The following is a 13,987-nucleotide window of genomic DNA, read 5'->3' on the forward strand; positions in this document are numbered from 1 at the left end:
TTTTCTGTCTTTTGGTGTTTTGCTGCGGGTGCGGATGCGGGGACTGGCTAGCCGTCCCCGTCCCCGTCGCCATCAGTGGTGGCATCGCCCCGTTGGCTGCCATGCGTCACGTTGCCGCGTGCCACGTCCGTCGGTTCGTTTCCGCGGGTGGCGTTTGGGGACAGGAGGCTGGTGGCCGGCCGGTTCCGCCGGATCAGCTTGAACAGGAGCGGCCATATGAGGATGATCGCGATGATGATGTAGACGCCAATGGCGATCGGCTCGCTCCACAGGCCGGCGGGGTCGCCGGCGCTGAGCTGCAGCGTCTTGCGAAGCTGGCCTTCGATCCTCGGCCCGAGGATCACGCCCAGGATGAGCGGAAGCACCGGAAGCCCGAAGCGGCGCATCATGAACCCAAGCGCACCCAGTACCAGCAGGAGCACCAGGTCGAACGCCTGCAGGTTCACCGAGTAGGCGCCGAGCGTGGCGAAGAACAGAATCCCCGCGTAGAGGTAGGGCCTGGGCAGTTGCAGGAGCTTGGCCCACAGCGGAGCCAGCGGCAGGTTGATGATCAGGAGCAGGAAGTTGCCGATGAAGAGGCTCGCGATCAGGGCCCACACCAGCGGCCCCTGGCTGGAGAACAGCTGCGGCCCCGGCTGGATGCCGTACGAGGTGAACGCTGCCAGCATCACGGCGGCCGTGGCGTTGGTGGGCAGGCCCAGGGCAAGGAGGGGTGTCATGGTGCCGGCGGCGGCAGCGTTGTTTGCTGCTTCCGGTCCGGCCACCCCCTCAATGGCGCCGTGGCCGAACTCCTCGGGGTGCTTGCTGAGGCGTTTCTCAGTCACATAGGAGAGGAACGTGGGAATCTCGGCCCCGCCGGCCGGGAGTGCGCCGAACGGGAATCCGAAAGCGGTTCCACGGAGCCAGGGCTTCCAGGACCGCTTCCAGTCCTGCTTGCCCATCCACGGACGGCCCACCGGAATGACCTGCAACGGGTTGCGGCGCAGGTGCGCGGCAACCCACAGTGCCTCGCCCACGGCGAAGATGGCCACCGCGACCACCACAATGTCCAAGCCGTCAGCCAGCAGGGGCTGGCCGAACGTGAGCCGCCGCTGGCCTGTCACGGAGTCGATGCCCACCAGGCCAATCGCAAGGCCGAGGCCCAGTGAGGCAAAGCCCCTCAGCCGGGATGATCCAAGGACCGCGGTGACCGCCAGGAGGGCAAGCACCATGATGGCAAAGTAGCTGGGCGAGCCCAGGCTGACCGCAAACTTCACCACGATCGGAGCAAAGACTGCGAGCAGGGCGGTGCCGATGGTGCCGGCCACGAACGAGCCGATGGCCGCCGTCGCCAGGGCCTGGGCGGCCCTGCCGGCTTTCGCCATCTTGTTGCCTTCGATGGCCGTGACCACCGACGACGATTCACCCGGTGTATTAAGCAGGATGGAGGTGGTGGAGCCGCCGTACATGCCGCCGTAGTAGATGCCGGCGAACATGATGAAGGCGCTGGTGGGTTCCAGGACGTAGGTGACCGGGAGCAGCAGGGCAACGGTCATGGCCGGACCAAGGCCCGGGAGGACGCCGACGGCGGTGCCCAGGAGCACGCCGATGACGGCGTAGAGGAAATTCATGGGAGTCAGGGCGGTGGCGAAGCCATCCATGAGGGAGGAGAAGACATCCATCAGAGAACCCCTTCCAGGAGGCCGGCGGGCAGCGGAATGCCGAGGCCCAGGTAGAAGCCGTAAAAGGTGAGCACGGACATCCCCACGGAGATGATGCCGTCACGGATGTAGTGCCGGCTTCCCAAGGCCCATGCGCTGCCCCAGAAAAGGATGGTTCCGGAGATCACCCATCCTGCCCAGTCGATGAGCAGGATGTTGGCGACGAAGGCTCCCACCAGCGGCAGGACGGTCTTCCAGTCGGCGGGGTGCGTGAGGTCCACGTCCTCGCCGCCTTCGGCTTCGCCCTGTCCGCCGCGCAGGACGTTGATGGCAAGCAGCACAGCGCAGACGATGAGCAGTCCGGCCACGAGGTACGGCAGGGTCTTCGGTCCCACCGGATCCGACTTGGAGTACGGGGTTACCAGGGCAATGGCGTCCACGAGGACCAGGACGCCCACCGCCCCGAGCAGGAGGGCTACCCCCAGCTCGGAGCGGCCTTTGAGCCGTGAGGCCAAAGTTGGTGAGGAGCTCACGTCAGGCCAAGCTTCGTGAGGACGTCCGCCACCCGCTTGTCCTGCTCGGCCAGGAAGGTTTTGAATTCGTCGCCGGTGATGAAGGCGTCGGTCCAGCTGTGCGTCTTGAGGGCTTCTTTCCAGGCGGCCGTGCCGTGCATCTTTTCGAGGGCGGCGATCAGCTTGGCCTTGTCGGCGTCGGTGATGCCCGGAGGGGCCACGATGCCGCGCCAGTTGGTGAATACCAGGTCGATGTTCGATTCCTTCAGCGTGGGTGCGTCCACGCCGTCGAGCCGCTTATCGCCGCTGGTTGCCAGGACGCGGACCTCGCCGGACTGGATCTGCTGGAGGTACTCGCCGGCGCCGGAGGCTGCGAAGCCCACCTTGTTACCGAGGATGGCCGGGAGGAGGTCGCCGCCGCCGTCGTAGGACACGAAGTTCACCTTGGTGGCGTCGATTCCGACGGCTCCGGCGAGCTGCATGGGCAGCAGGTGGTCCGGGCCGCCGGGGGAGGATCCGCCGCCCACGCTGATGGAACCGGGGTCGGCTTTCCAGGCGGTGATCAGGTCATTGATGGTCTTGTAGGGCGAATCCTTGTTGACCATGATGGCGCCGGGCTCTTCGATGAGCTTGGCCAGCGGAGTGGTGGCCGTCAGCTTGGACTCGGACTTGTTGGTGTAGCTGGCGCCCACCACGCCAAGACCCATGAGCATGGTGAGGTCGCCGTTGCCCTTTTCATTGACAATCCGGGCCAGGCCCACGGTACCGCCGGCGCCGGCCAGGTTGAAGACCTCGGTGTTGGTGGCGACCTTCTCGTCATCGAGAACCTTTGCCGCCACGCGGGCAGTGGTGTCGTAACCGCCGCCGGGAGTGTTGGGCACCATGATCTTCAGATCGGTCACCGGGCCGGCAGCGGCGCCGGACGTGGTGCTGTCGGTGGAGCTCTTGCCGGTGGCACCGCAGCCGGTGGCCATCAGGGCGATGCCGGCGGCGACGGCGGCGATTCGCAATGCGCGGATCTGGCGCATGGTGTTCCTCTTCTCAATCAAAATTGATCAGCAGGGGCTGACTTGTAATTCCGATGCTAGGCCCGTGCGTGACGGGGGTCACTCTTGTGTACGCAGAGAACGTTAAGTTCATTGCGTTCACGTTTCCGGACGGCCACAGGCGCTCTGCTCAGCGCATTGTTCAGGTAGCCTGACCTGCAGAGACCCGCCATTTTGCAGAAGAAAGAACTACAGTGACTCGACGAAGAGGAATGTCCCTCGCGGGGCAGTACCTGGTTCTGCAGTTGCTGATTGTCCTCGCGGTCCTCGTCGCGGTGGTGGCCATCTCGTTGGCGCAATCGGCGGCGGCCTTCGAACGGACCGAAGGCCGCCGGGCACTCTCCGCCGCCGAAGCGCTCGCTGCCAACCCGACGGTCCGCGAACTGCTCCCGGCAGCGGAACCGCGGGCCGGATCAGCCCTTCCCGCCGTTGCCGAATCGGTGCGTACGGTTTCCGGTTCCTCGAACGTGGCGCTCGCGAAGATAGACCGCACCGTCGTTGCCTCGTCCGATCCCGGCCTGCTGGGCCTGCAGCTGGAACTGGGGCCGAGCGGGGTGCTGGAAGGCCGGTCGTGGACCGGCGTGGTGGGTGGCTCCGGTACTCAGGCCCTGTCCGCCCACGTCCCGGTCCTCGACGACGCCGGCAAGATGATCGGCATCGCGTCCATCAGCCGTGACTACCCGTCTACGCTGGAGCGGCTGGGGGACGCCGTGCCCAACCTCCTCACCTATCTCGGGGTGGCCAGCGTCCTGGGCGTGGCCGGGTCGCTGCTCCTTTCCCGCAGGGTGAAACGGCAGACCCTGGGCATGGAACCGAGCGAAATCACCGGACTGGTGGAAAACCGCGAGGCCATGCTCCACGGCCTGAAGGAAGGCGTGGTGGGGCTGGACCCGCACGAGCGCATCACCGTCGCCAACGACAGTGCCCGCGCGCTGCTCGGCCTCCCCGCCGACTGCGTGGGCAAGAAGCTGCACAGCCTCCCCGTGGAGCCCGCCCTGAAGGAAGTCCTCACCCGCGAGCAGCCGGGGCCGGACCGGCTGGTGCTCGTCGGTGACAGGCTGGTGGTGCTGAACCGCGTGCCCATCCAGTCGCGCGGCCGGGACATCGGATCCGTCACGACGCTGCGCGACCGCACCGAACTGTCCTCGCTCGAGCAGGAGCTCGGCGCCACCCGCACGGCCACGGACACCCTCCGCGCGCAGGCGCACGAGTTCGCCAACCAGCTGCATGTGATCTCCGGCCTGATTCAGATCGGTGAATACGATTCCGTGGTGCAGTTCGTCAATGGTGCCACCCTGGACCGGACCCGGCTCAACGATGAAGTCACCAGCCGCATCCAGGACCCGGCGCTCGCCGCCCTCCTGATTGCCAAGTCCAGCCTGGCCACCGAACGCGGCGTGACGCTGCAGCTTGACCCCGCATCCGGGTTGGCCCGCGTCGACGATGAGCTCTCACGCGACCTCACCACCGTCATCGGGAACCTGGTGGACAACGCGTTCGACGCCGTCACCGGGCTTCCGGAGACAACCGTCAGTGTGCTGGTGGAGGACACGGCCGACGGCGTCACACTCACCGTCCGCGATACCGGCCCCGGCGTGCCCGGCACGGATATCGGCGAGATCTTCCGGCAGGGTTTCACCACCAAGGCACCCGGCCCGGGCGGCAGCCGCGGCTTTGGCCTGGCGCTCTCCCGGGTGGTATGCCGGCGCAGCGGCGGCGACCTCACGGTGGCCAACGACAATGGGGCAGTCTTCACCGCGCACCTGAACCGGGCGCACCCGAGAGGAACACAGCCATGATCAACGTCCTGATCGTCGACGACGACTTCATGGTGGCCAAGGTCCACGCGGGGTTCATCCAGCGCACGCCCGGGTTTGCCGTCGTCGGAGTCGCCCACACCGGTGCGCAGGCGGTCACCGAAACGGCCCGCCTGATGCCGGACCTGGTCCTGCTGGATATCCACCTGCCGGACATCAACGGACTGGACCTGATGCACCAGCTGCGCGAGGTGGCACCGGAGCTGGACGTGCTGGTGATCAGCGCCGCCCGTGAGGTGGATACCGTGCGCAAGGCCCTCCGCGGCGGGATTGTCCACTACCTCATCAAGCCCTTTTCGCAGACGGACCTGCAGGAACGGCTGGAGCACTACCGCAGCGCCTATCACGGCCTGGACTCCTCCAAGGACGTGGCGGAGCAGTCGGACGTCAACAAAGTCTTCGGCCTGGACCGGACCGACAGGCCCCTGCCCAAGGGCTGCAGCATCGAAACGCTCAAGCTCGTGGAGGCGGCCCTGAAGGAGGCCGACGGCGACCTGTCCGCCAACGAAGTCGCGGTCCAGCTGGGCACGTCCCGGGTCAGCGCGCGCCGGTACCTGGAGTACCTCCACGATGAAGGCGTGCTGGACGTGCGGCTCAAGTACGGCGTCGGAAGGCCTGAGCGGCGATACGTGCTGAAGGCGTAGATACGCCGTTAGCGCAGCAGTGTGTTAACCAGCCGGGCGGCCACCCGTGCTGTCCGGCCGTCAATGTCGAATGCGGGGTTCAGTTCGGCCACGTCCAGATGCAGGAGCTTCCCGCTGTCCGCCGCCTGCCGGCACACCGCACTGATCACCGGCAAGGGCACTCCGTAGGCGGCGGGCGCGCTCACGCCGGGAGCCGCGGACGCCGGCAGCACGTCCAGGTCGATGGTCAGGTACAGCACGTCCACGCTGTCCAGGAACTGCGCAACAAACGCCTGGGCGCCCTCGGCGGTGCAGTCCTCATCCAGCAGGTACTGGACACCCAGCCGTTCTGCCGTGTCGAAGAGTGCCCGGGTGTTGTTCGGCTCGGAAATCCCGACGACGGCGTATCGGAAGTCGCGCCCCGCGGCAGCTTCCGCCTGGGCCATCTGGAGGAACGGCGTGCCGGAGCTGGGGCGCGGCTCGTCGCGGAGGTCGAAGTGGGCGTCCAGGTTCAGGATGCCCAGCCGCAGGCCGCTGCGCACGGCCTCGGAACCGGCAACCCCCAGGTAGCTTGCGTAGGCGGTCTCGTGTCCGCCGCCCAGCACCACGGTGAGCCTGCCGGCGTCGATCATGGCAGCAATGGCCTGCCCGGCACGGCCCTGCCCGGCCTCCATGGCGCCGTCCGAAACGACGACGTCGCCGGCATCCGACACGGAACGGTGCAGGTGGAAGGCCAGCGGGCCCAGGGCGGCTCGGATCGCCGCGGGCGCAAGGGCAGCGCCGGTCCGTCCCTTGTTACGGCGCACGCCTTCGTCGCTGGCGAACCCGAGGACGACGGCGGGGCGGGCCGGGGCGTCAGTCCCGGAACCGGACGGCGTGGTGGCGGACTGGCCCGGGGCGTAGGGCGAAACGGCCTGCCACCAGCGCCGGTGTTCGCCGCCGTCGCCGTCGAACCGGCCCGTCCAGGGCTGCGGGGGGACATCAACGGTGAGTGCGGGGAGGACCATGATTCAAGCTCACCGCATGCCTGCACCGAAAGCGAGCCGGACCGCCGTCGTGATGTCTGTAATTCCGGAATTCACGCGGGCCGGTGCGCCCCGGCCGCGCCGAAGGAGGTTACATTCCCAGCGCGGCCTCGATCGGACCCACGGCGAAGAACAGCAGGAACGCGCCGGCCACGGCCCACATCAGCGGATGGACATCCTTCACCCGGCCCTGGACCGTGCGGATCAGGACGTAGCCGATGAAGCCGGCACCCAGGCCGTTGGCGATCGAGTACGTGAACGGCATCAGCGTGAACGTCAGGAAGGCCGGTATCGCGATGCCCCAGTCCTGCCAGTCGATCTTTCCCACCTGGGACACCATCATGAAGCCGACAACCACCAGCGCGGGAGCCACGGCTTCGAACGGCACCAGGTTGATCAGAGGCGTGAAGAACATCGCCACCAGGAACAGCAGGCCGGTGACGATCGACGCAATGCCGGTCCGGGCGCCTTCGCCGATGCCGGCGCCGGCCTCGACAAAGATCTGGTTCGAGGACACCGAGGCGCCGCCGCCCACAATGGCGCCCAGGGCGTCCACCTGCAGCACGCGGTCGACGTCGGGAATGTTGCCGTGCTCGTCCACGGTTCCTGCCTCGTTGGCCAGGCCGACCATGGTGCCCATCGCGTCGAAGAAGATGCTGAGCAGGATGACAAAGGCCAGCAGGGTGGCGGCCACGAAGCCCAGGTGCTCAAATGCGCCGAAGGGGTTGGCTTTGCCGATCAGGGAAAGGTCAGGTGCTGCCCAGCCGGAGAAGGCGGGGGCTACCAGGGACCAGCCCTGCGGATTGAACGGCTTGTCCGGGGCGACGCTGGGGCCGATGTGCAGCGTGACTTCCAGGATCACGGCGATGACGGTGGACGTGACGATGCCGATCAGGATGGCGCCCTTCACCTTCCGCACTACCAGGGCGATGGTCAGGACCAGGCCGAACACAAACACTGCTGTGGGCCAGCCCAGGAGCTTGCCGTCGAAGCCCAGGCCCACGGGCACGGTGGTTCCGGCGACATCGGGGATACGGCGGACAAAGCCGGCATTCACCAGGCCGATCAGCGCGATGAACAGCCCGATGCCCACCACGATGGCGGTTTTCAGGTCCTCCGGAACGGCCTTGAACACGGCGGTCCGGAACCCGGTGAGGACCAGGATCAGCATGGTGACGCCGGAAAGCACCACCAGGCCCATCATGTCCGGCCAGGTCAGGCCCGGGTTGGTGGCCACAGTGACGGCCACGAAGGCGTTGACGCCCAGGCCTGTGGCCAGTGCGAAGGGGTGCCTGGCCCAGGCGCCCATCAGGATGGTGAGGATGCCGGCCACAAAGGCGGTCACCGCAGCAACAGCGGGGAACCCCAAGGAGTTGCCGCTGGAGTCGGGGCCGGAAAGGATCAGCGGGTTCAGCACCACGATGTAGCTCATGGCGAAGAAGGTCGCGAACCCGCCGCGGATCTCGCGGGAGAAGTTGGACCCCCGCTCGGTGATCTTGAAGTACCGGTCCAGTGCAGAGCCTTGCTTAAGCATTGAGTCCTCCGGGGAGTCTGTGGGGATAGTTGAATCCTATGGGCCCTCCGGGCGGCGGCCCGGCAAATTCGCCTAGTCTGTAAGGAAGCCAACACAAGGGAGCAGTCCACGCATGCGTTCCATCCGCCGCCAGTTGCTGAGCGCTGTGCTCGGTTCGTTCGTTCTCGCCGCCGCCATGCTGGGCCTGGCCGGTCCGGCCTCTGCACACGACGCCGCAGAATCCAGCAGCCCCGCCCAGGGTGCCACGGTCGCCACACCGCCGGAAAAAGTTTCGGTCACCTTCAGCAACAAGCCCCTGGGTATCGGCTCGCAGTTCTCCGTGAAGGATGCAACGGGCACTGAATGGGCCGATGGCGCCGTCGAAATCGTCGATAACGTGGCATCCCAGAAACTCAAGGGCGGCGCACCGGCCGGCGTGTACACGGTCAGCTGGCGGGTGGTCAGTTCGGATTCCCACCCCATTGAGGGGACGTTCGGGTTCACGGCCACAGCGGCGGCTGCCGGCGCGGCACCTGCTACGGGTTCGACGTCGGCCGCTGCCGTCCCGGGGATGGGCACCGCGCAGCCGGGCAGCACCGCGACCCCTGCGCCGGTCCGGGACGCATCCCAGCCGTTCCCGTGGAGCCTGGTGGTGTTCGCAGCAGTGGCCGTGGGGCTCCTCGTGGCCATCGGTGTCCTCGCCAGGCGGCGCCTTGGTGCGGGCGGCGACGAAGACGAACGCGCCGCATAGTCCGGTAAAGCCAACCCTGCGCACGCCCCCGGGTCCTGCAGGTCCCTGTGGGGCCGGTTAAGCGGGCAAGACGGCGGCGAAACTGCCGGTCATGATGGTCGGGGCGTTCTCCGGGTGGACTTTCGCCGAGATCGCCTGTCCCACGGTTTTGGCCTGGCGCAGCACTTCCTTCGGCGATGGCGTGATCAGGTCGCCCACCCCCACCAGGTAGATGCCGATGGCCCGCATCGCGGCCACCAGGTTGCGGCCCACGGTGATGCCGAAATCGCTCAGCATGCGGCGCAGCTGGCTGTGCGCGCAGCGGGTGAGGACAATGTGGTCGGCCAGCAGGATGCCGGTGGGCGTGTGCACCTCCCACTGGTGGGAGGAAGCCCCTTCAGCGCTGGACCCGTCGGCCGTGGACCCGTCGGCCGCGGGCCCGGGTACGGGCCGGACCATGGTCAGCTGGACGGCGCGGGTGGTGTTGCGGACGTCCACCTGGTGGCTGGCCGCATAGTTGCGCAGGTGGCGGAGGATTTCATTGCGCTCCCGCAGCGAAACGGAGTCGGCGGCATCGCAGCGCTGCAGTGAAGCGGTATTTGCCGGCTGGCCCGCGCCCAGGATATCGAGTCCGTCCACCACGATGGAGTGCACGCCCCTGCGCCGCAGCTCGGCGGCCACGGCCAGGCCCGAGAGGCCCGTGCCGATAATCACCGTGGTGGTCTGTTCGGTCCCGCCAGTCATAGGCATGCTTGACACTACAGTTTCCTCCTTCGAAGGTGTGGGCAAACGCAGGCATCCTCGCCGTGCTCTCGCTCCGTTACCCCCAAAGTCCGGTCGCAATAGCTGGCCCGGGATGTTCTGACACAGAGCATCGGCGGACCAGCAGTGCCTCGAAGACTACAGAACAAAAACGTCCATGGATAGCCCAACCGCAAACATTCTTCCCGCGTTGAATGCGCTTTCCGCCGGCAGCGAAACCGGGTGTGGATAACCTCGGGTTGCGCCCCTGCGCATGCTTGCTAAGAACCTGTGGAACGAGAATAGTGAGAAGTGGACGCGGGCTTTGATGATCCGGTGCGTGGCCTGTCCGGCGAGTGCACTGGGAATGGCCTGCTTCTGGCAGAATAGCCGCAACATCAGGCAGTATCGCGAGGAGGCGGCCCAATGGGCGCACATGAGATGCATCCGGACCCGGCACGGGATGGCGGCGACAGTTCCACCGCCCCGCTGGGGATCGTGGTGGGCGTCGACGGATCGGATCACGGCCAGTGTGCCCTTGTCTGGGCGGCCCGCGAGGCTGAGCGCCGACGCCGTCCGCTGCACATCGTCACCGCATACTCCGTGCCGATCTTTGCCGCCTCCGGGCTCGACGGCGGCTACGCCACCGTGGATGACTCGGTGATCCGCGAGGGGGCCGAGGCCATCGTCAAGCAGGCGTTGGACAAGGTGTCCGGCTACACCATCGACGTGGATGCCTCCGTTGAGAACGGTGACGCCGCCGGTGTGCTCCTGGAGATGTCCGAGTCGGCCGAGCTGCTGGTGTTCGGCACCCGCGGGCGTGGCGGCTTTGTGGGCCGCCTCCTCGGGTCTGTGAGCAGCGCGCTTCCGGCCCACGCCAAGTGCCCCACTGTGACGGTTCCGCTGATTTGCTCCGACCGGCTGGGCGAGACCACCGAGGACAAACGGATCAAGGCCGAACAGGCGAGGTCCGGCCACCAGCCCGTGGAGAACGTTGTGGTGGTGGGCGTGGACGGTTCCGAGCAGGCACGCGTCGCTGTCCTGGAGGCCGCCTCCCAGGCCGAACGCCTCGGGGCAACATTGCGTGTGGTCTGCGCTGTGCCCCAGTACAGCGGCTCCCTCGCCTGGGTTCCGGCGCCGATGGACCGCAAAGCCCTCTTCGCCGACATCCGGGTCCAGCTCGATGCCGGGATGGCCTGGCTCAAGAGCCACTACCCGCATCTGCCGGTGGAATCCGAGCTGAAGGACGGCTCGCCCGTGGACGTGCTCGTGGAGTCCAGCCGGCACGTGGAACTGATCGTGGTGGGCACCCGCGGACGCGGCGGCTTCACCGGGATGCTGCTCGGCTCAACGTCCGACGGCGTCCTGCACCACGCGAAGGGACCTGTCCTTGTTGTGCCGGACCGGGAGGATCCGCGGCTGGCGGACCGGGCAAGCTTCGGCCCCATCCTCGGGGCAGCCTGAGGCTCCTGGCATTTCCTGTCTGACGTCACTGCCTGCAGTCTCCCTCCCAAGTCCCCGTTTCAGCCGCAGGCCTCATGATCAGGAGGCATGGAAATGCCAGACACCGTTGGCCCGGTCCTGGGACTGGAGCATGTCCGCGCCGGCATGGTGCAGCTCGTGGGCGGCAAGGCCGCGAACCTGGGTGAGCTGCTCGCCGCCGGGCTGCCCGTACCCGAGGGCTTCTGCCTCACCACCGACGCCTATCTTCAGGCCACCGACAGGGAGGGCAGCCTCGCCGAAATCCATCAGGCGCTGACTGCCACGGCCGCGGGCGACTTGCCTGCCCTCGCAGGGTTGGCGGGACAGGCACGGGACCTGGTCCGTGGCACGCCGGTTCCAGCCGGCATAGCCGCCGCCATCGGGCAGGCCTATGCCGCCCTGGGCGCCGATGTGCCGGTAGCGGTCAGGTCATCGGCCACGGCCGAGGACCTTCCCTCCGCCAGTTTCGCCGGCCAGCAGGACACCTACCTGAACGTGGTGGGGACCGCCGCCGTCGTGGAAGCCGTCCGGAACTGCTGGGCTTCGCTCTGGACGGACCGTGCCGTCAGCTACCGCGCGGAGCTGGGGATCGACGCCTCCACGGTGGCGCTGGCCGTTGTGGTCCAGCGGATGGTGGACGCCGTGACGGCCGGGGTGATGTTCACCGCGAACCCGCTGACAGGCCGCCGGCGGCAGGCGGTCATAGATGCCAGTCCCGGGCTGGGCGAAGCCGTGGTTTCCGGCTCCGTCAACCCGGACCACTTTGTGGTGGACCCCGACACGGGGCGGGTCATTGAGACTCGGCTCGGGGACAAACGCCTGGTGGTGCGGCCGTTGCCGGGTGGCGGAACCGAAACCCTGGACGTGCCCGACGCCGGATCGGCTGCCTGCCTGACGGACGGCCAGGCAGCCGAGCTTGCCCGGCTGGGCCTGCGCGTCGAGCGGCATTTCGGCTCGCCCCAGGACACCGAATGGGCCATCGATGCTGATGGCCGGCTGTGGCTGACACAGTCCCGCCCCATCACCACCCTGTATCCGCTGCCGGAGACCAAACCGGCCCGGGAAGGCACAAGGGTCTACCTGTGCTTCAGCCTCGCCCAGGGCCTCACCCGCCCGATCACACCGATGGGGCTGGCCGCGTTCAAACTCATAGGCTCCTCCGTGGCGCGGGCTGCCCGCTTTGACGTGCCGGAGCCCCGGAACGGCCCGTCACCGTTTGCGGAAATCGGGCAGCGCATTTACTTCGACCTGACCACAGTGGCCCGAAGCACCATTGGGCGTCGGATCGTTCCCCGCGTGTTTGACGTGATGGAGGCACGCTCCGCCACGGTCCTGAGGCGGGTCTTCGAGGATCCCAGGTTTTCGGTGACGAACAGGACCCCCGTCGGCCTGCTGCGGCACGTGGTTCCGGCGGCGGTACATGCCAGGGCACCTGAGACGCTTCTCCGCGCCCTGTTCAGGCCGGAAGCGGCGCTGCGGCGGGTGAACCGGTTTGCGCGGGACTTCGGGAAGTCCTTGGAGCTCGGGCCCGGCGCCACGCCGGCCGAGCGCCTCGACCACGCCGAATTTCTCCTGGGCAACCGCCTCTTCTCGATCGTGCCCGCCGTCCTTCCCCTCCCGGCGCTGGGATTCGGCATGCTGGCGCTCGCAGGGAAACTGCTGGGCGGCAAGAACCGCTGGGACGATCTTCAGCACGTGCTGCGCGGGCTGCCGAACAACGTGACCACGGAGATGGACCTGGAGCTGTGGCGGCTCGCCACGGTAATCCGGGACGACGGCGGATCGTCCAATGCGGTCAGGAACCAGGCACCGGCCGCGCTGGCCCGGCAATTCAAAGCCGGGGAACTGCCGGCAGTGCTGCAGGCCGGCCTGGCCCGCTTTATGGACAGGTACGGCCACCGGGCCGTGGCGGAAATCGACGTGGGCATGCCGCGCTGGTCCGATGATCCCACCCATATCCTGGGGGTGCTGGCCAACTACCTCCGGCTGGAGGACTCCAGGCTTGCTCCGGACGTGCAGTTCAGCACTGCCACCGAGCAGGCGGAGGAAACCGTGGTGCGCCTCGTGGCGGAAGCCCACCGCCGCGGCCGGGTCCGCGGCGCCCTGGTGCGGGCGGCGCTGCGGCGAGCCAGGCTCTTCGCCGGGCTGCGCGAAATGCCCAAGTACCAGATCGTGGTGGGCCTCGCCGAGGTGCGCCGGCAGCTGCAGCACGTGGGAGCCGCGCTGGCCGCGGCCGGAAGCATCGCGGATCCGGACGACATCTTCTTCCTCGACTTCAGCGACGCACGGCAGGGCCTCAATGGAACCACGCCCGCGGACCTGCGCAGCCTGGTTGACCGGCGGAGGGAAGCGTACGCCCGTGAGCTCGAACGCCGCCACGTGCCCCGGCTCCTCCTCTCGGACGGAACCGAACCCGAAGCGGTGCCATCCGGTTTCGCCGGCGCGGCACCCACGGTGCCAGGCACGCTCAGCGGCAGCCCGGCGTCGGCCGGCATTGTCAGCGCCGACGCGCGGGTCATCCTGGACCCGGTGGGGGCGCACCTGGAACCGGGGGAGATCCTCGTGGCGCCGTCCACGGATCCCGGCTGGACACCCTTGTTCCTGACGGCGGGTGGCCTGGTCATGGAGATGGGCGGCCCAAATTCGCACGGTGCCGTGGTGGCGCGGGAGTACGGTATCCCGGCCGTGGTGGGCGTCCCGGACGCCACCGTCCTGCTGTCCAGCGGGCAACGAATCACGGTGGACGGCGCCGCCGGAACAGTGGTGCCCGGATAGCTGGTCCGCCCCAAAGACGGGGTAGTGTACGGGGCCCCTCCCAGGCGTAACCTGAACCTATGGGCTCCAATGATGGAGTGTGG

Annotated in this window: 11 protein-coding genes; 5 read left to right on the top strand and 6 right to left on the bottom strand. The window is 67.6% G+C overall.

The genetic code is table 11. The annotated features are described in order from the left end of the window. Nucleotides 1-47: 47 nt before the first annotated feature. The 3 genes from EYS21_RS11680 to EYS21_RS11690 are packed head-to-tail and all read right to left on the bottom strand — an operon-like array spanning nucleotide 48 to nucleotide 3,180. Nucleotides 48-1,661, bottom strand: a complete 1,614-nt coding sequence (locus EYS21_RS11680; protein ID WP_131133381.1) for a tripartite tricarboxylate transporter permease — start codon at nucleotides 1,659-1,661, stop codon at nucleotides 48-50. Beyond that, nucleotides 1,661-2,173, bottom strand: coding sequence for a tripartite tricarboxylate transporter TctB family protein (locus EYS21_RS11685; RefSeq protein ID WP_131133382.1), 513 nt, complete (start codon nucleotides 2,171-2,173; stop codon nucleotides 1,661-1,663). Before EYS21_RS11685 ends, EYS21_RS11680 begins: the two co-directional genes overlap by 1 nt. After that, a complete protein-coding gene (locus tag EYS21_RS11690) occupies nucleotides 2,170-3,180 on the bottom strand; it encodes a tripartite tricarboxylate transporter substrate-binding protein (protein ID WP_131133383.1) in 1,011 nt (336 codons plus the stop codon). The genes EYS21_RS11685 and EYS21_RS11690 overlap by 4 nt, the downstream gene beginning before the upstream one ends. Nucleotides 3,181-3,410: 230 nt before the next feature. Between EYS21_RS11690 and EYS21_RS11695 the strand changes: the two genes are divergently transcribed. Together EYS21_RS11695 and EYS21_RS11700 are read left to right on the top strand one after the other, a co-directional pair. Further along, nucleotides 3,411-4,997: a sensor histidine kinase gene (locus EYS21_RS11695; RefSeq protein WP_131133622.1), complete on the top strand. Its 1,587-nt coding sequence runs from the start codon at nucleotides 3,411-3,413 to the stop codon at nucleotides 4,995-4,997. Continuing rightward, entirely contained in the window at nucleotides 4,994-5,659 is a 666-nt protein-coding gene (locus EYS21_RS11700; RefSeq protein ID WP_131133384.1) for a response regulator, read from the top strand. Before EYS21_RS11695 ends, EYS21_RS11700 begins: the two co-directional genes overlap by 4 nt. 8 nt (nucleotides 5,660-5,667) lie before the next feature. Here the strand turns inward: EYS21_RS11700 and hutG are convergent, their stop codons facing one another. Together hutG and EYS21_RS11710 are read right to left on the bottom strand one after the other, a co-directional pair. Continuing rightward, nucleotides 5,668-6,645: a formimidoylglutamase gene (gene hutG, locus EYS21_RS11705; protein WP_131133385.1), complete on the bottom strand. Its 978-nt coding sequence runs from the start codon at nucleotides 6,643-6,645 to the stop codon at nucleotides 5,668-5,670. 109 nt (nucleotides 6,646-6,754) lie between these two features. Next, entirely contained in the window at nucleotides 6,755-8,197 is a 1,443-nt protein-coding gene (locus tag EYS21_RS11710; RefSeq protein ID WP_131133386.1) for an NCS2 family permease, read from the bottom strand. 112 nt (nucleotides 8,198-8,309) lie between these two features. On the opposite strand from EYS21_RS11710, the gene EYS21_RS11715 reads away from it, so the two are divergent. Beyond that, nucleotides 8,310-8,927: a copper resistance CopC family protein gene (locus EYS21_RS11715; RefSeq protein ID WP_131133387.1), complete on the top strand. Its 618-nt coding sequence runs from the start codon at nucleotides 8,310-8,312 to the stop codon at nucleotides 8,925-8,927. Between the two features lie 57 nt (nucleotides 8,928-8,984). Here EYS21_RS11715 and EYS21_RS11720 read toward each other — a convergent pair whose 3' ends face one another. After that, a complete protein-coding gene (locus tag EYS21_RS11720; RefSeq protein WP_131133623.1) occupies nucleotides 8,985-9,656 on the bottom strand; it encodes an FAD/NAD(P)-binding protein in 672 nt (223 codons plus the stop codon). Nucleotides 9,657-10,073: 417 nt separating this feature from the next. Here EYS21_RS11720 and EYS21_RS11725 point away from each other — a divergent pair, with 417 nt between their 5' ends. Further along, nucleotides 10,074-11,111, top strand: coding sequence for a universal stress protein (locus EYS21_RS11725; RefSeq protein ID WP_131133388.1), 1,038 nt, complete (start codon nucleotides 10,074-10,076; stop codon nucleotides 11,109-11,111). Between the two features lie 93 nt (nucleotides 11,112-11,204). Beyond that, a complete protein-coding gene (locus EYS21_RS11730) occupies nucleotides 11,205-13,904 on the top strand; it encodes a PEP/pyruvate-binding domain-containing protein (protein ID WP_242633396.1) in 2,700 nt (899 codons plus the stop codon). Nucleotides 13,905-13,987: the final 83 nt, after the last annotated feature.

This window comes from Arthrobacter sp. S39 (genome assembly GCF_004320525.1).
Classification (GTDB): Bacteria; Actinomycetota; Actinomycetes; order Actinomycetales; family Micrococcaceae; genus Arthrobacter.